The sequence below is a fragment of the Pyrobaculum calidifontis JCM 11548 genome (assembly GCF_000015805.1).
Classification (GTDB): Archaea; Thermoproteota; Thermoprotei; order Thermoproteales; family Thermoproteaceae; genus Pyrobaculum; species Pyrobaculum calidifontis.
This window is the reverse complement of the sequence record NC_009073.1, coordinates 1,620,974-1,638,556: the sequence shown is the minus strand read 5'-3', so window position 1 is coordinate 1,638,556 and position 17,583 is coordinate 1,620,974. Positions and strand designations below refer to the sequence as shown.

The 17,583-nt window shown below is 50.3% G+C and carries 24 protein-coding genes and 1 pseudogene; 9 read left to right on the top strand and 16 right to left on the bottom strand.

The window, feature by feature from the left end:
- Positions 1-38 precede the first annotated feature (38 nt).
- Positions 39-746, top strand: a complete 708-nt coding sequence (locus tag PCAL_RS09330; protein ID WP_011850441.1) for an MBL fold metallo-hydrolase — start codon at positions 39-41, stop codon at positions 744-746.
- Complete coding sequence (locus tag PCAL_RS09325) at positions 743-1,249, top strand: GTP-dependent dephospho-CoA kinase family protein (RefSeq protein WP_011850440.1); 507 nt, start codon at positions 743-745, stop codon at positions 1,247-1,249. The genes PCAL_RS09330 and PCAL_RS09325 overlap by 4 nt, the downstream gene beginning before the upstream one ends.
- Here PCAL_RS09325 and PCAL_RS09320 read toward each other — a convergent pair.
- On the bottom strand, positions 1,246-1,401 hold the full coding sequence (locus tag PCAL_RS09320) for a hypothetical protein (protein WP_193322665.1): 156 nt from the start codon (positions 1,399-1,401) through the stop codon (positions 1,246-1,248). The two genes, PCAL_RS09325 and PCAL_RS09320, sit on opposite strands and share 4 nt — an antisense overlap.
- Positions 1,402-1,540: 139 nt before the next feature.
- Between PCAL_RS09320 and PCAL_RS09315 the strand changes: the two genes are divergently transcribed.
- Positions 1,541-2,539: a pelota family protein gene (locus tag PCAL_RS09315; RefSeq protein WP_011850439.1), complete on the top strand. Its 999-nt coding sequence runs from the start codon at positions 1,541-1,543 to the stop codon at positions 2,537-2,539.
- A 21-nt stretch (positions 2,540-2,560) separates the two neighbouring features.
- Here the strand turns inward: PCAL_RS09315 and cc1 are convergent, their stop codons facing one another.
- The gene (gene cc1 / locus PCAL_RS09310; protein WP_011850438.1) at positions 2,561-2,734 is read right to left on the bottom strand and encodes a DNA-binding protein CC1; all 174 of its coding nucleotides are present in this window, start codon (positions 2,732-2,734) and stop codon (positions 2,561-2,563) included.
- Positions 2,735-2,949: 215 nt separating this feature from the next.
- Between cc1 and PCAL_RS09305 the strand changes: the two genes are divergently transcribed.
- Positions 2,950-3,462 carry a Rab family GTPase gene (locus tag PCAL_RS09305; protein ID WP_011850437.1) on the top strand — a complete coding sequence of 171 codons (513 nt, stop codon included), beginning with the start codon at positions 2,950-2,952 and terminating at the stop codon, positions 3,460-3,462.
- On the opposite strand, the gene PCAL_RS09300 is transcribed toward PCAL_RS09305, so the two are convergent.
- Genes PCAL_RS09300 through PCAL_RS09290 form a run of 3 tightly spaced genes read right to left on the bottom strand, consistent with a single transcriptional unit; the run spans position 3,451 to position 5,007 of the window.
- Positions 3,451-3,978 carry an NTPase gene (locus PCAL_RS09300; protein ID WP_011850436.1) on the bottom strand — a complete coding sequence of 176 codons (528 nt, stop codon included), beginning with the start codon at positions 3,976-3,978 and terminating at the stop codon, positions 3,451-3,453. The genes PCAL_RS09305 and PCAL_RS09300 overlap by 12 nt on opposite strands.
- A 25-nt stretch (positions 3,979-4,003) precedes the next feature.
- Entirely contained in the window at positions 4,004-4,789 is a 786-nt protein-coding gene (locus PCAL_RS09295) for a polyprenyl synthetase family protein (RefSeq protein WP_011850435.1), read from the bottom strand.
- A gap of 29 nt (positions 4,790-4,818) precedes the next feature.
- The gene (locus PCAL_RS09290) at positions 4,819-5,007 is read right to left on the bottom strand and encodes a TrmB family transcriptional regulator (RefSeq protein ID WP_011850434.1); all 189 of its coding nucleotides are present in this window, start codon (positions 5,005-5,007) and stop codon (positions 4,819-4,821) included.
- A 77-nt stretch (positions 5,008-5,084) separates the two neighbouring features.
- Here PCAL_RS09290 and ribH point away from each other — a divergent pair, with 77 nt between their 5' ends.
- Positions 5,085-5,537 (top strand): 6,7-dimethyl-8-ribityllumazine synthase, encoded by a 453-nt coding sequence (gene ribH / locus PCAL_RS09285; RefSeq protein WP_011850433.1) that lies wholly within the window; start codon positions 5,085-5,087, stop codon positions 5,535-5,537.
- Here ribH and PCAL_RS09280 read toward each other — a convergent pair.
- The 5 genes and pseudogenes from PCAL_RS09280 to PCAL_RS09260 all read right to left on the bottom strand — a co-directional run bounded on the left by PCAL_RS09280 (position 5,534) and on the right by PCAL_RS09260 (position 9,933).
- Positions 5,534-6,445, bottom strand: coding sequence for a branched-chain amino acid transaminase (locus PCAL_RS09280; protein ID WP_011850432.1), 912 nt, complete (start codon positions 6,443-6,445; stop codon positions 5,534-5,536). The genes ribH and PCAL_RS09280 overlap by 4 nt on opposite strands.
- Positions 6,442-7,437 (bottom strand): annotated as a pseudogene (ilvC, locus tag PCAL_RS09275) (ketol-acid reductoisomerase); the annotation flags it as partial. The gene PCAL_RS09280 and the pseudogene ilvC, both read right to left, overlap by 4 nt.
- Before the next feature lie 21 nt (positions 7,438-7,458).
- A complete protein-coding gene (locus PCAL_RS09270; protein ID WP_193322664.1) occupies positions 7,459-7,680 on the bottom strand; it encodes an ACT domain-containing protein in 222 nt (73 codons plus the stop codon).
- A 19-nt stretch (positions 7,681-7,699) separates the two neighbouring features.
- Positions 7,700-9,472, bottom strand: a complete 1,773-nt coding sequence (gene ilvB, locus PCAL_RS09265) for a biosynthetic-type acetolactate synthase large subunit (protein WP_011850429.1) — start codon at positions 9,470-9,472, stop codon at positions 7,700-7,702.
- Positions 9,473-9,489: 17 nt separating this feature from the next.
- Positions 9,490-9,933, bottom strand: a complete 444-nt coding sequence (locus PCAL_RS09260; protein ID WP_226951945.1) for an NUDIX hydrolase — start codon at positions 9,931-9,933, stop codon at positions 9,490-9,492.
- A 46-nt stretch (positions 9,934-9,979) separates the two neighbouring features.
- Between PCAL_RS09260 and PCAL_RS09255 the strand changes: the two genes are divergently transcribed.
- The gene (locus PCAL_RS09255; RefSeq protein ID WP_011850427.1) at positions 9,980-10,480 is read left to right on the top strand and encodes a hypothetical protein; all 501 of its coding nucleotides are present in this window, start codon (positions 9,980-9,982) and stop codon (positions 10,478-10,480) included.
- 289 nt (positions 10,481-10,769) lie between these two features.
- Here the strand turns inward: PCAL_RS09255 and PCAL_RS09250 are convergent, their stop codons facing one another.
- A complete protein-coding gene (locus PCAL_RS09250; RefSeq protein ID WP_193322663.1) occupies positions 10,770-10,907 on the bottom strand; it encodes a hypothetical protein in 138 nt (45 codons plus the stop codon).
- A 6-nt stretch (positions 10,908-10,913) separates the two neighbouring features.
- A complete protein-coding gene (locus PCAL_RS09245; RefSeq protein ID WP_011850425.1) occupies positions 10,914-12,200 on the bottom strand; it encodes an MBL fold metallo-hydrolase in 1,287 nt (428 codons plus the stop codon).
- A 199-nt stretch (positions 12,201-12,399) separates the two neighbouring features.
- Here PCAL_RS09245 and rplX point away from each other — a divergent pair, with 199 nt between their 5' ends.
- Together rplX and PCAL_RS09235 are read left to right on the top strand one after the other, a co-directional pair.
- Positions 12,400-12,786, top strand: coding sequence for a 50S ribosomal protein L24 (gene rplX / locus PCAL_RS09240; protein ID WP_011850424.1), 387 nt, complete (start codon positions 12,400-12,402; stop codon positions 12,784-12,786).
- The gene (locus PCAL_RS09235; RefSeq protein WP_011850423.1) at positions 12,773-13,486 is read left to right on the top strand and encodes a 30S ribosomal protein S4e; all 714 of its coding nucleotides are present in this window, start codon (positions 12,773-12,775) and stop codon (positions 13,484-13,486) included. The genes rplX and PCAL_RS09235 overlap by 14 nt, the downstream gene beginning before the upstream one ends.
- Here the strand turns inward: PCAL_RS09235 and PCAL_RS09230 are convergent.
- The 3 genes from PCAL_RS09230 to PCAL_RS09220 are packed head-to-tail and all read right to left on the bottom strand — an operon-like array spanning position 13,483 to position 15,889.
- On the bottom strand, positions 13,483-13,914 hold the full coding sequence (locus PCAL_RS09230; protein ID WP_011850422.1) for a hypothetical protein: 432 nt from the start codon (positions 13,912-13,914) through the stop codon (positions 13,483-13,485). The genes PCAL_RS09235 and PCAL_RS09230 overlap by 4 nt on opposite strands.
- Positions 13,915-13,944: 30 nt before the next feature.
- A complete protein-coding gene (locus tag PCAL_RS09225) occupies positions 13,945-14,919 on the bottom strand; it encodes an ABC transporter ATP-binding protein (RefSeq protein ID WP_011850421.1) in 975 nt (324 codons plus the stop codon).
- Between the two features lies 1 nt (position 14,920).
- Positions 14,921-15,889 (bottom strand): ABC transporter ATP-binding protein, encoded by a 969-nt coding sequence (locus PCAL_RS09220; RefSeq protein ID WP_011850420.1) that lies wholly within the window; start codon positions 15,887-15,889, stop codon positions 14,921-14,923.
- A gap of 43 nt (positions 15,890-15,932) precedes the next feature.
- Here PCAL_RS09220 and PCAL_RS09215 point away from each other — a divergent pair, with 43 nt between their 5' ends.
- Positions 15,933-16,712: a PfkB family carbohydrate kinase gene (locus PCAL_RS09215; protein WP_193322662.1), complete on the top strand. Its 780-nt coding sequence runs from the start codon at positions 15,933-15,935 to the stop codon at positions 16,710-16,712.
- Here PCAL_RS09215 and PCAL_RS09210 read toward each other — a convergent pair.
- Positions 16,681-17,541: a CBS domain-containing protein gene (locus tag PCAL_RS09210; protein ID WP_011850418.1), complete on the bottom strand. Its 861-nt coding sequence runs from the start codon at positions 17,539-17,541 to the stop codon at positions 16,681-16,683. The genes PCAL_RS09215 and PCAL_RS09210 overlap by 32 nt on opposite strands.
- Between the last annotated feature and the right edge of the window lie 42 nt (positions 17,542-17,583).

Sequence of the window (17,583 nt, the reverse complement as noted above, 5' to 3'; positions counted from 1 at the left end):
TGGGGGCAACCTTTTAAAAAGTAGATGGCCGTCGAGCTGTGGAGATATACATATTGGGCTACGGCGGCTGGATATCTAACCCCAACATAGGGTACACCTCGCTCTACGTCAAGACGGATATCAATCTGCTTTTAGACGCTGGAGAGGGGACATACGCAAGACTTGCGCAATGCGGCTTGCCCTTCCCCGACGTCATATACATAAGCCATCGACACGGGGACCACATACTGGGAGTACCCACATTTCTGCTTATGGCGCGTAGGCTGGGGCGCAAGGTTAAAATCGTGGGAAGCGCCGAGGTGCTAGACGCTGTGAAGAATTTGGCGGTAATAACGGGCATCGAAAACGCGTTACCCCACGCGGAGCTGATAGAGGCGCATGACAAAGTCAAAATAGGCAACACTGTCATGTCTTTTGCGCCCACGGAGCATCCAGTGCACACGTTAGCTGTGAGAGTGAAGCATGGGGGCAAGTGCCTTGTGTATAGCTCAGACACTGCGCCAGTAGACACAGTCGTCGAGTTGTCAAAGGGGTGCGACTTATTGGCCCACGAGGTGTCCGGCAACCCCGGCCAGGAGGAGGAGGCGCGGAGGGTTGGCCACAGTACCACCGCCGACGCCGTTGAGATAGCTCTAAGGGCGGGCGTAAAAATGTTGATGCCCATACACTTCTACATTGAACAGCCCATAGTCCCCCCCGGCGTCACCCTAGTGTTGCCATCTCCCTGTGGAAAAATTGTCCTATGACGTGCTACCGTTTGGCCAAGAGGCGTGATTTATTCGCGTTCCCTTACCCAATAGCCATATGGAGGGATCCTCCCAAGTCCGTCGAAATAGTCCGCAACCTAGTTGCAGATGGCGGTTTTAAGCACATATACACGGTGGGGGACGTCGTCACGAGAAACTTCCTTGAATACGGCCTAATACCCACGTCGGCCGCTGTGGATGAGAAGACGAGGAGAGGGATACGTGTAGAGCGTTTCTCGGCTTTTAGAAGCGTGGTGGAGGTAGTGAATCCGCCTGGGTACATTACTGACGAGGCGTGGTCAGCTGTGGAGAAGGCTGTAGAGGGCGGCGTGGTCGTAAAGGTAAGGGGGGAGGAGGACATGCTTTCCTTGGCGTTTATCAGGTTGGCTCCCCCGAGGTCAATAGTGGCTTACGGGCACTACATGGGCGCACTTATTGCAATTCCAGTGGATTGGTACAGGCGAGATCTCCTAAAATTATTTGACTTTCTTGAGAAGTGTTAGTCTGTAGCTGGTGGTATAAGTCTTTCTCTCTCTTTCATTAGCGCTATTATTCTTGCCTGTTCTAACGCCCGGGCCACCTCTATGTACCCATGTTCATAGAACTTGTCCACCAACCTCGTCAACTCCTCGATTAGTGACGAATCTGGTTTCATAGATAGGCGAAACGGATATGTTTATAAACTTTTTGCCTCAGCCAGCTGCCGCGCAGTCACACGTCCTCTTTGGTCGAGCTCATCACTGTGTAGTAAGCCGCTTCCAGTTATAAATACCGGTGCCGCCCCCCTTGGATACGTGAAGTTTGAGCTAGACGAGAAGCGTAGAGTCGTGCGAATTGTGCCAGAGAGAGAAGAAGACTTATACTTCATCTACCTGCTTATAGACAGAGGCGATATAGTCAGAGGGTGGACCGTCAGAGAGTACAAGCCAGAGGGCGCAAAAGAGGGAGAGAGAGTGAAAATGTATCTAGGGATAAGTGTTGAAAAGATAGAGTATCACAAGTTTCGGAGTAGCTTGAGAGTGAGGGGCACCGTGGTGGAGGTTCAAGAGGAGGTAGAAGGCGTTAAAGGTAGACGCCACACCTTTGAGATAGTCCCCGGTAGAGAGGTCGTAGTAGAAAAGAGACGGGGCTCTGTTGAAGTTGTCAAAAGGATACTAGATATGGCAAACGTGGCGCTTCCAAGAATTCTCCTAGTGTCTATAGACGACGAAGAAGCGGCTTTAGCGTACATCTCGGCGCTAGGCGCCGAGATTATGTATACAGTGCCTAACCAGGTGAATAGGGGGAAAAGGGGGGAGAGCCTCCTTGAGGACTTCTTTAAGTCTGTAAATACACTAGTAGAAGAGGTGAAACGTCTGCGGAAGATTGACAGAGTTGTACTGGCGGGCCCCGGCATGGTGGTGGATCAAGCGGGCAGATATATTCGGGGCGAGAGGGTTGTCCAAAGTTCTGGCGGAGTAGCAGGCGTTTATGAGTTTCTTAGGAGCGGCCTATATGACAAACTCAAAGAAGAGCTGGGTCTCGAAGCCTATAGCAGGTTGCAGAAGATGTTGGCTAGCCAAAGAGACTTAGTTGCACTTGGCGTAGAGGAGGTGAAAGAGGCTGTTTCAATTGGCCGAGCTGAGACGGTCCTCATATTGGACACATATATGAAGGAGAAGCCGGATGAGGCGTGGGAAATACTGTCGCAGGTTTATAACACAGGCGGCAAGGTGTATATAGTTAGGGAGGATACTGAGGTTGGCGCCGCGATAAGAGCGATGGGAAATATAGTTGCGCTATTGAGATGGTAAAAAAGGTGGGTTTTGGGGTTTTTACTTTTTCTTGCCTAGTAGGCGGTATACTTTGATGCCGGTGTATGGGGACTTGGCCACTGCAAACATCATCGGCCCACGAGCAGTCTGCTTCTCCACCACCTCATACTGATCCGTCTCAAACGCCTGCTTCGCTTTTATGTCGTAGAACTTCAACTTCTGCTTCTTCGACATGTGACAACAGTTCTCACCGGTTTATAAAGCTTTTGTTTAATTTAACTACTGGATATTGTTATTAGGCTATTCATATGAAATTTGTGTAAGATATTCGCTTTATATTCTTTTTATAATTCATCTAGTTTTCCTATTTCTGTATATTCTATATTGCTCTGTAGTTTTTTAGAATACTCTCTGTGAGAGCTGAAAGGAGGGACCGGTTGTGCCCTATCATGTTTAAAACTTGCGTCTTTAGATTCATCGTGCGTAGAAGAGTAGTTGTTTTGCTCGGCGTTGGTGGCGTTGGTAAGACTACACTTGCCTACAGAGTAATCGGCCTATCTGAGAGGCCTGTGATGACTCTTAGGCCTAGCTACTACAGGCTGTATATAGGGGACTTGGAGCTTGATCTCGTGGATGTTCCAGGTCAACGTGCCTATGAGGTGGCCATGAAGTTTGCATCATTTAAAGTGTCAATTATAGATAGACTTATATATTTATACGATGTAACAAATCAAGAAACACTATATTCAATATCTGAGATCCACAGTATCTTTATAGAGTTGAACTCCCACGTTGCGAAAGAAGTCGCCATAGTCGGCAACAAGAAGGATTTGGCCGAGGAAATAGGCGTTTTTATAGAGGCTGACGACGTTGCTAAGGCCTTAGGCGTAGGTGAGATATACTACATATCTGCAGTTAAAGACCCGCCAGAGGTACTTGTAAAAATTCTACTAGGTAGATAGAGAAAGAGCTTTGAGCACCGTGCTTAGCGTCGAGTTCCAGTTTTCCCGTGTAAGCCAAATAATCTCAAAGCCTAACTTCTCCGCTGTATGTATATAGTTCCTATGTACTGTGGCTATTATCCTTGGAATTCTGTCCACTGCCACGCGGAGGTCTGTGTAAAAAGTTGGGCACTTGAACTCCATGGCCCCTATCTCGTCTATGAAGGCCACTTCGCAGTCCTCTTGCCGTAATGCGCGGCTTATAACTTCACAACTGGGGAGGTTGACCACGTACTTCCCCACCGAGGGACTTCCGGTGCCCACTCTAGCTAGGGGGACTCTTGCGCCGCTTACCACGTCGATTGTGTCAAATCCTATTCGCACGCCCCGTTCTCTTACTTCTACCGTCACAAAGCCGCAGCAGCGATATTTACTCCGCGCCAGTTCTAACACTCTTAGTACTAGCGTCGTTTTTCCCACGCCGGGCATTCCACTAATCCCAATGAGTAATTTCTCAGCCCTTTCACGCCACGTCATTATTCGGCTTAGTCTAGCCTCATCATTAGATTGTACGTGAAACAGTTAGCGTGCCCTCCAGCGCTTTGCCTATTAGGTACTTAATAAGTCTTTCAAAGGGAGCGATGGCGTCTCCCACATGTTCTTTGATTTTTAGCAAATACCTACCTATTTCATTTGCTATACTTTTTGTCTCAGGTCTTTCTACATTTTCATCGCTATAATCATCTGAGTATTGGTAGAGTATGCCTAGCTTAGTCCCAAGTTTTTTCGCAGTCTCTATTAACTCGCGGCGCCCCAGGATCACAAGCGGCATTACTAGCGCCGCCTCAATAAGCGGCGCCGTTTTGAATTCTGCAGCCTTGTCACGTTCTCCCTCTAAGTCTAGCGCCTGGCCCACAGAGAGCCTCTGCGCCACGTCTGCTAGATATGTCACGACATCGGCTCCCAGGTTCACCGCCATTTTAATGGATTCCGCGATTAGCCAATCACTGGCGACAATAGCCCTACCGTCGCCATACATTGCGCGGGGCGTCTTTATGCCTCTTCGCTGGTCGTGTTGATCCATGACGTCGTCTTGCAGAAGCGAGACGACGTGTAGAAGTTCCACTATGGCGGCTGCCTCTAAAATCCTTGGATCCATTATAGAGCGCCTATCAATGCTATAAGTAAAAGTCAACAAGAGGAGAGGCCTCAGCAGTTTGCCAGGCGTCTCTATGTAATGCCGCACGGCTTTTCTGAGGGATATTGGCTCAAGCTCTTCGCCCACTTTGTTGAGCCTGGCTTTAACACGCTCCAATGCGGCTAAAACCTCTGGCGGCAATGAGTACACGGGGATAAAAAATAGGTGTGTTTATATGCTCACTTAGCCCTATACTTGCCCTCGGCCGTTTTTTCCACTTTCCCCTCTCTTATTAGCCTAGTTAACTGCGCTTTTACAATGGCTACCTTGTCTGCTCCTATGGCTTTTGCAATTTCCTCCGCTGTAAACTCTTTACCTTTATTCTGGGTCAGATACTCATAAATCTTGGTCTTAACCCCGGACGGCATGTACTAAGATAAAGTCCAGTATTTAAATATTTGACTTCGCAAATCAATTTTTATACCTGCCACTACCCACAGCCTCAATGGTAAAGCTGGCGTTAGTGGTAGCGGAGTTCAACTACGACATTACGCACCTCATGTTGCAAAAGGCGTTGGAGCACGCCAAATTTTTAGGTGCCGAAGTTACCTATGTAGTTAAGGTGCCCGGCGTATTTGACATTCCAATGGTCCTCAAAGAGCTGGCGCTGAAGGAGGATGTAGACGCCGTAGTGACGCTAGGCGCCGTGATACAGGGGGCTACAAAACACGACGAAATAGTGGCCCAACAAGCAGCTAGAAAGATACTGGACTTGGCTGTGGAGAGCGGGAAGCCCATAACCCTCGGCATTATAGGCCATGGAGCCAATAGGATGCAGGCTTTGGAGAGAGTTGAGGAGTATGCCAGACGCGCTGTAGAGGCGGCGGTTAAACTGGCACGTAGAAAGAAGCTTCTGAAGGAGGCAAAATACGGCGGCTCGACAGTTGTAATAGACTAATAGGTGGGAGTAAGCCAGTGTAGGTATTTTTCAACCCCACCTCTTACAACTCTTGCGTACAGCTCTCTAAGCCTAGTGGTTATAGGGCCTGGCCTTCCGTCGCCTATGGCTCTGCCGTCTACCTCGACTACTGGCGTAACCTCTGCCGCAGTCCCCACCAAGAATACTTCGTCGGCAGTGTACACCTCCTCTCTAGTCACGGGCTTTTCCGCCACGGGGATTTTTAGATCGTCTGCAAGCGTAATAATGGCGTCCCTGGTTATGCCCTCGAGTATTGAGGAGTGAACAGGTGGCGTATACATCTTTCCCCTTCTCACCACGAACACGTTTTCCCCAGACCCCTCTACCACGTAGCCATTGGCGTCTAAAAGCAACGCTTCGTCGTATCCGCGGCTTCTAGCCTCTACTAGAGCTAGCACAGAGTTTACGTATATCCCGCCTATCTTTGCCATGACTGGCAACATGGTATTATGTACTCTTCGCCATGTGACAATGGCGGCCCTAATTCCGTCGGGAGGTAGGTATTTTCCAAACGGGAACGCCACAACGGCGACTGAAACATCTAGGCTTCTGACATCCAGGGTGACGGTCGGCGTAGAGACGTACGCTACCGGCCTAATGTATACGTCCTCCTTAAAGCTATTTGCACGTAACACCTCCAGCACGGCGTTTCGTACCTCGCCCTGGCTGTATGGCATCTTTATCCCAAGGATTTTCGCCGAGTAGAACATCCTCGCCACGTGGTCGTCGAGTCTAAACACGTAGAGGTTTTCGCCGTTCCAATACGCCCTAATGCCTTCGAAGATGGACGTGCCGTAGTGTAGCGCGTGGGTTAAAACGTGGACTTTTGCCTCTTCCCATTTCGTAATGCGGCCGTCTAGCCAGACGTATTGGGCGTATATCTTCATGGCCCAAACAGCAACTTCCGCATTTCTGCACCAACGGCTTCAATGGGGTGGTTTTTCGCTTTTTCCATTAACTCGCGTAGGCGGGGGGCGCCTCGCTGGTACTCCTCGACCCACTCTTTGGCAAACTCTCCGCTTTTAACTCTCGCCGCGGCTCTCCTCATCTTCTCCTTTACCTCGTCGTCGATGACCCTGGGCCCCACAGTTAGACCGCCATATTTTGCAGTATCAGAGACTCCGTTTAACATGCCGTAGATGCCCCTCTGCCATATGAGATCCATGATTAGCTTAGCCTCGTTCAACACTTCGAAATAGGCCACCTCTGGCTGATACCCCATCTCAACTAGTACCTCAAACCCCTTCTTTATCAACTCCATTAGGCCGCCTACTAGCACCACTTGTTCGCCTATTAGGTCTGTCTCAGTCTCCTCTGCAAACGTGGTCTCAATTACTCCGGCCCGCGTAGCCCCTATGCCCTTGGCGATTGCCAGCGCATACTTCAACGCCGCGCCGCTGTAGTCTTGGTAGACGGCGACTAGCGCCGGCACTCCCCTTCCGGCTAGGAACTCCTCTCTCACGGCCTTTCCCGGGCCCTTTGGCGCCACCATTACGACGTCTACATACGGCGGCGGCGTGATGAGCTTGTAGTGAATGTTAAAGCCGTGGGCGAAGTCGACTACGGCGCCCTTGCGCAAATTGGGTGCCACTTGTTCACGCCAGACGTGCGGTTGCTCCATGTCGGGTATGAGCATCATTACTACGTCGGCCTTGGCTACGGCCTCTCCCACTTCGTATACCTGAAAGCCGTCCCTCCTTGCGGCCTCCCAGGAGTTGCCTCCCCTTCTCGCACCTATGATTACGTCAAGGCCGCTATCTCTCAGGTTTAACGCCTGTGCCCTGCCTTGAATTCCGTAGCCGATTACTGCGATGGTTTTCCCCTTTAGCCAGTCTAGAGATGCATCGCCGTCTCTATATATCTTCGCCATGGTGACTCTCTTACTATAGTTTTTAAATTGTTACCTACTGACTATCGCCGTTGCCGTAATTATGGGCGCCGTTTTGATCTCTAGCACCTCTGGCAACTTGTCCAACTTTGCAACCAGCCACTGCACCTCGTCTGCGGCGCCTTCTACATACATCTCAACTTCGTATAGGGAGTCTGTGGAGACTAGCTCTAGTCTCTTTACGCTGACCTTGGCCCTTCTAACTATGCTGATGACTCTTCCGACGCTGTCCATTGATTGGGATATCTTTAGCTTAATTGTGTTCATATGTTAGCACAACGTCTTCCATGCCCTTTGGCAGAATTGCTTGAGTGAGCCAGTCGCCTGGCTTAACCCACGGCAGTACAATATCCTTGTCTTCGTCGATTGTCACGTCTATAACGAGCGGTTCGTTGTTTCTAACGGCCCATGACACGGCTTTTTCCAACTCTTCATATGAGGAGGGCCTAATACCCTCAATGTTGTACGCTTCCGCTATTTTTATGAAGTCGGGGTTTCTAGCGAACCTTGTCGCAACTTGTCTATTGCCATATAGGTAAACTTGCCACTGTTTTACCAGTTGCAGAGATGCGTTATTAAATATTATTTCAACAAATGGGAGATCGTATTCTCTCACTAGGGCTAGGTTGTTGAACGTCATCTGGAAAGAGCCGTCTCCGTCGATGCACACCACGGGCCTAGTTCTGTCGGCCAGTTTTGCCCCCAGCGACGCAGGAATTCCGAAGCCCATAGTGCCTAGCCCAGCCGACGTGATAAAGGTCCCCGGCTCGTAGACATCCCACCAAATCTCAGCCCACATCTGGTGGCTCCCCACGCCGGTCACAGTTATCGTGTCGGGGGGCGTCGCCCTCCTCACAGTTTTCAACACCTTCCAAGGGGCGAAGAACTTGAACACGGAGGCCCACTTCTCCATGGTCTCCTCATACCTCCTCCTAATTGTGTACAGCCACTCTAGGAACTTGCCGTTTCTCATAGCCGCCTTAGGCAGTAGCCGTAGTATCTCTTTCAAGGCCTCTCTGGCGTCTGCCACAATTCCCAAAGTCGGCTTCACGTTCTTCCCTATCTCGCTTTTGTCGACGTCTATGTGTATTAACTTCACGTCGCCTGACTTTACCATTTCTTGTAGCTCCTTAAACCGTCCCCATGTCCTATCGCTAAACCTTGTGCCTACTGCGATGATTACGTCGGCGTTTGCCAATGCGGCGTCTGCCTCAGCTCTGCCGTGCATCCCAGCGGGGCCCATGTAGAGGGGGTGGTTGTGTGGTATCGCCGCCTTGCCCGGCAGCGTGGACACTATAGGTGCGCTTAGCCTCTCTGCAAGTTCCAATGCCTCTTTTGTTGCCCCCGACCAGAGGACGCCGCCGCCGACCAAGACGACGGGCCGCTCAGCCTCTAAGATTATCTTTGTGGCAAGCGCTATCTCAGACTCAGAGGGCTTGGGAGGCTTGAACTTCGCGACATTGACCAATATCCTGCCCTCGCCGCTGGCTTTTGCTAGTTGTAGGTCGCGCGGTATATCCACGAGAGTGGGCCCTGGCCTGCCTACCGTGGAGATCTCATAGGCCAGTTTGACCGCGGCCGTGGCCTCTTCGGGCTTTTTCACCTGGTATACCCACTTTGTTATTGGTGTAACGACGCCTAAGATGTCTGTTTCTTGAAATCCGTCACGCCCGAAGACCCATGTGGGCACTTGGCCCGTTATAGCAACGACGGGCACTGAGTCCATATATGCATCTGCTATACCAGTTACTAGATTCGTGGCCCCCGGCCCGCTAGTTGCCGCAACGACGGCCGGCCTTTTAGCCACGCGGGCGTAGCCCTCGGCGGCGTGCACGGCGCCTTGTTCATGTCGAAACATTACGACCTCGATGTCGTCTGTGAAATAGAGTGCGTCAAATAGTGCCATAATTGAACCCCCTGTGATGCCCAACACGTGTTTAACGCCGAGCCCCCTTAGTGTGTCTACGATCTTGTCTACAACTCTGTCAGGCCTTTCGCGAGCCCCGATACCCCCGACATTGCCCAAGTGAAAAGTCTGTATATTTAAACGTTTCCCGATCTATATAGGCTTATTACAGACGCGGCGAGCTTTATAACTTGTCGAACATTGGGGTAGGTACTTATCCTCTCCACCTCTGCTAAGTCTACCCACACCCCGTTTACTAAAGAGCCGCCTACCTCCCTAACCAGATACACAAGGTCGAAGTGTATATGTACCTCGTTGGGATATTTAACGGTCTCCTCAAGGATTACTATGGGCAACGGCCTCTCTATCACATTTTCGTCGCGTATCCCACGCCGCGCTCCCATCACTTCCACAGCAAGCCCCGTCTCCTCGCGAAATTCTCTTTCAACGGCCTCTATGGGGGTTTCGCCCTCTTCCACATGTCCGCCTGGGTATATGTATACGCCAAGCTTTGGGTGTTTCACTAACAGAACTTTCCCGTCTCTAATTAGCACCCCGCTGGCCACAATACACTTTTTCACACGAGGCGTTTAGTTTAACTTTTTAAATTGCCGCGGCTGCCCACATGTGCTGGGGAAAATAAAACTTGGGGTAGAGGAGTGGAAAAAACTTGAAACAGAGCTACAGAGAATAGCCGGCGGAGAACAGCTAGAGGTAGTAATAAGCCTAACCCTAGTATCTTCAGCTGACGAGGGAGAGGAGGAAGAGGAAGAAGAACATAACCATCACCACCATTTTGTAGAAAACGAGTTTACCAAGGAGGTGTCTGGTCTCATAGACCACTTGGCGCACACCTATAACGCGCATGTGCATCCGCATTTACATAGCAACCACGGCACTATAACGCTCTCGATAAAGGGTGAACCAAAGTACTTAGTAAAATCGCTTAAAGACATAATAGAGTTCGTAAAACTAAACTGTGAAAAATGTGTCTTACACTCATTAGACGGGGAATTCCACATAGGCGAAGACTTAGCAGGCATATATTTCGGCGACGCCTATAAAATAACGGTAATTCTGCCGGCAAGCGACGGGAGACGGCTCATCGTGCACGAGTTGCACTTCTAAGCTTATCCATTATACAATTTACCACATCTAAATTTCCCCCTCTAATTTTGCCGATTTCATGTATGTCTATATGCGGAAGTCCTCTTATCCACACATATCGATGTACAAAGCTAGGATCGTCAATAACCCACACACAGTCTCCGGCGCCAACTCTCTCTAAGTCATTTACGTGTATCACCACATCGCAGTCACAAGTGGTGGGGCATCCCAACAATTTGGCGTATGTAGAAGGCCCACTCAGCACGGGAATTCCTCTGTCATAGAGTTGCCAATAGAGGTCGCACATGCCTTAGCTTAGCCACTCAACGTCGCCGTCCAATAGTATTATTATATCGTCTAACTTCCTCTTTTTTGCCAGGTACCTGAGCGGCACTTCTACGAACTCTACGACTCCTGTCTCGTCCACCTTCTTCACTAGGACTTTCATGTACTTCTACTTCTTTAAATCCAGGTATAGCTCCTCGCCGACGGTTGTGGGGAGGTATACTCTGCGGCCCTCTTCGATTAGCTGTTTAACGAATGGTGACGATGCCGCAGGGTCTGTGTGAACAAGCAGGATGTTTGTATCTTCGTGGAAGTGTTTTATGAAGGCTCTTAGCTCGTCTCTACCGGCGTGAGCGCTGAAGTCAAACCACTCAATTCTCGCCTCGACCTTTATGGTGGCGCCTTCTACCACGGCATGCCCTTTGCTCAAGATTTCGAACCCAGGCGTATTCGGAGCTTGAAACGATGGCAGAAAGATTCCGTTTTTCTTGTTGGCGGCAAGCCGCTTGAAGTAAAACAAGGCGGCTCCCCCCTTTAGCATGCCAGCTGGCGCTATGATTATCGAGGGCTCCTCTGCCGCGCCTTTTCTCACATAGGCGTTTGGCACCTCTATAGCTACCTCAAGCGCCTTCTTGTAAAGTGCCGGATCTCTGACCAAGTGCAGATATCTGCCAATTATCTGGTTAATCTGGCGCGCGAGCCCATCTATGTATATTGGGTAACTATCAAGCTTATTTTTTACTAATGTCAACAGTATTTCTTGGGCTCTTCCAAGGGCGAAGGAGGGTATCAGCACTGTGCCGCCGCCCTCCACTACCTCCCTCACCGCATTTACGAACTCCGTCTCCATCTTGTCTCTAGGCGGATGCGTCGAGGAGGCGTATGTGGCCTCCATAACTACCACGTCTGGGTTCTTTGGTATATTGTACAAGTCGGCCCCCCTCAGCAGATTTGTATCAGACAAGTTAAAATCGCCGGTGAATACCACCGTCGCCCCCTCGACCTCTATAACGCCTATCGCGCTCCCCGGCACGTGGCCTGCGTTATACGTCGTCAACACGGCGTCTCTGCCGATTTCCACCGGCTCGCCATATGTGAGAGGAAAGGCGCTAGACATGACCTCTCTCACCTCTTCTTGGGTGTATGGGAGGTAGTAGCCGGAGAGCTTTATCGCGTCTGCATACATGAGGTCTGAAAGTTCCATAGTCAAAGGCGTGGCATAAAGCGGCGTCTTTGTCGTCACGTAAAGCGTTGGCACACCCCCACTGTGGTCTAGGTGTGCGTGGCTTAAAAAAACTGCAGTAAGATCGCGGGGACGTACGTGAAGTGGGAAAACAGGCCTTCCTTCTGCGTCAAAATTTACGCCGTAGTCTAACAGTATGCCATTGTAGGCCGTCCTTATGAGTACAGCAAGCCTGCCCACTTCGCCAGCGCCGCCAAGGAGTCGCAAAATCACGACGTGGTGGAGGCAAGGGGTAAAATATTTTTTAGAACTAGTAGGGGCGCCTGTGGAAGAGATCGACAAGGCGATAAAGAGGATAATAGAGATCCATGAGAGGATAATAAGACACTTGGATGAGTTAAACCAAGCGTTGCGTAAGTCGGCTAAGAAAACGACGTGATAAACTTTATATATAGTACGCACCGTGTCGGCTATGCCGTTTACTGCGTCAGCACAACCGCGCAAACAAAGGCTGAGTCTATACGCCGCGCCGCTCCACCTTAGGCGAAAACTGTTAAACGCAAAACTATCGCCTGAGCTTCAGAAGAAGCTGGGCGTGAAAAGGTTGCCAGTAAGACGGGGAGATACCGTGTTAATAATGCGGGGAGATTTCAAGGGCGTGACAGGCAAAGTTGTCAAAGTGGATTTGAAGAGGGTGAGAATCTTCGTGGAAGGCGCTACTAGGACCAATAGCAGGGGGCAGACGGTCTACTATCCAATACACCCATCCAAGGTAATGATCGTAGACGTAGATCTGTCGGACAAAGCAAGGCAAAAACTTATAGAGAGGAGGAAGAGGGGCCAGCATGGTTCATCTTAGAAAGTCGCTGGCGCCATATTGGTGGCCAATACCCAGAAAAGCCGGTGGAGTCTGGGCCGTAAGGCCATCAACGGGGCCACATAGTTTGGAATACTCTCTTCCGTTGGCAGTTGTAGTAAGGGATGTACTGCGATATGCAAAAACGCTACGCGAGGCGAGGTACATAATTTCGAGAGGGTACATAAAGGTAGACGGGGTCGTAAGAAAAGACTATAAATTCCCCATAGGGCTCATGGACGTAGTTGAAATAGTGCCAACTGGCGAGATTTATAGAGTGGTGCCAGACGAGGCCAAGTACTACGACTTGAAACCCATACCGTCCAGCGAGGCGGCTCTAAAGCCGCTACGTGTAGAAGGTAAAACCGCCGTAAGCGGCGGCAGAATTCAGCTACACTTTCACGACGGCCGCAACCTGATACTACCGCCCGACGTAGGCCGCCAGATAAAGACCTTTGACACTGTGGTGTACGATTTGGAAAACAAGGCGATTAAGACTCATTTGCCGCTGAGGCTGGGCCAGCTCGCCGTAGTAACTCACGGTGGCAACATAGGATTTGTGGGCCAGTTTTTTGAAGTGGTGTGGACGCTTAAAAGACGTCAATCCGTTGTGGCTCTTAGAAAAGGCGAGGAGGTAAGAAGAACGATCTTAGACTACATAATGGTGATTGGGACAGAAGCCCCAGTAGTAAAAATAAGCTAATCCGCTGGCGGCTGTTGTTCTTCGACGTAGGTCTGCGCCATCTTTTTCGAGAGGAGCTTCTCCTCTGTCTTCCAGAAAATGTCGCCGTAGTAGTCAAGTGTCTTCTCAATATCTGGGGCGCTCACGGCTATAGGCTCGTAAATCTTGACCACGTTGCCTTCCACGACCCACCCTTCCACGATTCCGCCAGACACCCAGTCAAATTTCGCAGATATCACATATCTACGCTCAAACGTTGCCGTTCTTACCCTTATGTACACTGTGGCAACTCCAAACTCCGTGAAGAACTTGGAGACTACCTCCCTATAGCGCTCCCCCGCTCTTGGAGCTGGGACGCGCTCGACGTAAATTACGTCGTCGCGTTTTAAGTCCTCTTCTAAAAGCCTTAGCAATGCGGTTACCGGCTGGCCGCTTCGCTCAATTTTCATAGATGGATTTGCTAAGCCACGTATTAAATGTTAACGCTTTATATGAAGCCAGCAGGCCACGTAGTGGCCCCTCTTTACTTCCACGAGGGGCGGCTCTTCTTTGTCGCACTCGCCCTTTATCATATATGGGCAACGTGGGTGGAATCTACACCCAGTCGGCGGATTGACTAGACTTGGCGGCTCTCCCGGCGGGACTTTACGTATTTTAAGCCTGTTCGTGGGATCTGGATCTGGCAACGCCTCTATGAGCGCCTGAGTGTAGGGGTGAAGAGGCTCCTTTATCACATCTCTAAACGGCCCGTATTCCACCGCCTTACCTGCGTACATTACTAGTAGTTTATCCGCCAAGTACTTGGCCGTGGCTATGTCGTGAGTGATGTACATCATGGCTATGTTGTACTTCGACTGAAGAGACCGTATTAGGGAAAGTATCTCAGCTCTGATAGAGACGTCTAGCATAGACACGGGCTCGTCTGCCACAATGAACCTCGGCCTAGTAATCAACGCCCTTGCAATTCCCACCAGTTGCCTTTGACCCCCACTTAACATATGCGGATACTTCTTTAGAAAATCTTCAGGCGGCACCAACTTAACCTCTTCAAGCGCCTTTACCACGAGCTCCCGCCTCTCCTGGGGCGGCACTTTCCGCAGAATTAGAGGCTCTTCCAATATGTATTGCACAGTGTGATATGGGTTAAGCGAGCTGAAGGGGTCTTGGAATATCATGGCGGTAGAGAATCGGTACCACTTGAGAGAGGCGTCGGGCGCGTAGGTGATGTCTTTTCCATCGAAAACTATCTTCCCGGCAGTCGGCCTTATCAGCCTAAGCACAGTTCTTCCCAGCGTCGTTTTTCCAGAGCCAGACTCGCCAATAACTGCGAGAACCTCTCCAGCATCCAGCGTAAAACTAACGCCGTCTACAGCCTTTACGTATTTCACAGGCTTAAAGAGCCCTCTTCCAACGGGGAACCACGTCTTAAGGTCGTGGACCTCTAACAACGGCATATCAATACAGCCAACAAGCCACTTCGCTACCCTCCACTTGCTTCCTTGGCGGCTCTTCTCTTTCGCACTTGCCCTTTATCATATATGGGCAACGTGGGTGGAATCTACACCCAGTCGGCGGATTGATTAAGCTGGGCACATCGCCTGGGATGTATTCTATCGCCTTCTCTTCTCTTAGACTGGGCACGGCAGCCAACAACTTCTGCGAATATGGGTGTTTAGGCTTTCTGAAAAATATGTCGGAAGGAGCTATTTCGACGATTTTACCAGCGTACATGACCCCAATTTTGTCAGCTATTTCAGAGGCTAGAGCTATGTCGTGTGTAATAAGTATATACGACAAGTCGAACTTCGCCTTCAACTCCTTTAAGAGGTTCATAATATTGGCCTGGGTTATCACGTCGAGCGCCGAGGTTGGCTCGTCTAGTATAACTAACTTCGGCTTCATCATAATAGCCATGGCAATAACAACTCTCTGCTTCATGCCCCCCGACAGCTCAAAGGGGTATCTCGTGAGCACGTCTTTGGCTAAACCTACGGAAAGCAACGCCTCTTCGGCAATTTTGATGGCCTCCTGCTTAGAAAGACCCAGGTGGAGAACCAACGGCTCCACCATTTGATCCTGCACCTTTAGTATGGGATTTAGGGCGTTCATAGAGGCTTGAAAAACCATGGAGATTTTCTTCCACCTAATCTTCCTCCTGAGCTCTTCCTCGCTCATTTTTGCCAAGTCCACTGTGCCCAACTCCTCGTCGTGTAACAAGATTTCTCCGCTGAATTCTGCGACGTTGCGAGGCAACAGCCGGATTATTGTAAACGCCAAGGAGCTTTTTCCACTGCCGCTCTCTCCAACCAACGCCATGGCCTCCCCCTTGTTTAAAACAAACGACACCCCGTCAACGGCTTTTACAACGCCATTTGTCACCCCGTAGTACATTTTGACATTTCTCAGCTCTAACAGAGGCGGCACGGGTGTTGGACATCTTTATAATATATATCTGTTGCCGCCAAGCGTGAAATTGGTAGTGGCGGGAAATCCAACGCTGGACATAATATACACTGCCACGGGTGTCTACAAACGCTACGGCGGCCCCATATACTACGCGGCGCTTGCGCTCAGAGCCCTAGGAGCAGAGGTGGAGGTGATGGGCGTCGCCTCGCCTGACGACGTTGAAAAGCTAGGGAGAATATTCGCAGAGATGGGGGTAAGGCCGCGCCTATTTGAATCCGACTTTACGACGACCTTTGAGTTAGACTACAGAACGAGGCCTAGGTCTGTGAAACTGTTGAAAAAGCCCTCTAGGGGCATCGGAAGAGTGGCGGGCGACATTGTAATTCTATCCCCAGTCTACGATGAGCTGAAAAGCGCCGAAGTCGATGCGCGCATAGTTGTGGCCGATTTACAAGGGTATCTACGCTCGCAGAGCCCCCTCCCACGCGCAGATCTGGTGCATTTCTCAATAGACGATATCCAGTTGACCCTCAGGGAACTTGTGCACTTTGCAGAGAGGTGGCCGCGTGTTGTGTACACGCTTGGCGAAGAGGGTGCCTACGTCCTCTTTGACGGCTCTATCTATCATATAAATAGCGCAGAAGTGTCAACAGACGACACGACGGGTAGCGGCGACGTGTTTCTAGCGGTGTTGACATATTTCCACTTAGTCAAGGGGCTGGACATCTTGTCTGCGACATGTGAAGCTAGCATGTATGTGGCTGGGTTCTTATTAACTAGACAAATCGTAAGACACGAGTTTAATTGTGTTAAACGAGTTGTTCCAATGACGCAATTCTGAGAAGCACGTCAGTCCGCGTAATAATGCCCACCAGCCTATCCTCGGAGTCTACTACGAGGACTCTTCCAATGCCGCTGGTGACCATGAGCCTAATAACCTCGTGGATATCCTCCTCCTCATGTACCGTCGGTGGATTAGGCATCATATAGTCGCCGACCTTGGCGTCAAGGCGGCAGGAGGCCACTGCCTCCATGACCTTTGACGCAGTCAATAGGCCTATGGGTCTCTTGGACTCGTCTATGACAGGTATGCCTCTGTACCGCTTCTCAATAAAAAGTCTAATGTAGTTGCCTAGGGGGTCGCTGGGCTTGGCGACTATCGGGTTTGGCGTCATTATGTTCTTTGCGCTAGTTCTAGGTATCGAGACTATTGAAGTTATCTCAATGAGAGATTCCAAGTCGGCCCTTGCCAGTTTCCCTATTACTACGACGCCGCTGGGCAGAGGGCCTATTTTAACCTCCCTATTTACAAACTCCGACAAGTCTCCAACAACGCGGACCGAGGCGTAGGGCCTCTCGGAGAGTAGGCCGATTAGGGTTACGTCTAAGGCATAGCCTATGACGTTGGCCCCTGCGACTATAGGTATCGAAAAAGTCTGGCGGGACAACACGTCAGCCGCCTTAGGCGTAGGTATATAGCCACCGTGGGGTCCCGCCTTACTAATAACGAGGCCCATCGACTTCAATATAGACAACATGTTGCGCACATAGCCCTCATGTATGCCGAGCACATTGGCAATGTCTCTAGATTTGACAGGCGTCCCAGTTTTATTGTACAGTTCTGCAAGGGCCTTCAATACGTTGTACACAGAATCTGATAAACCAGCCATGGAGTATACACAAGATAGATATAAAAAGATTCAGCGATCGGT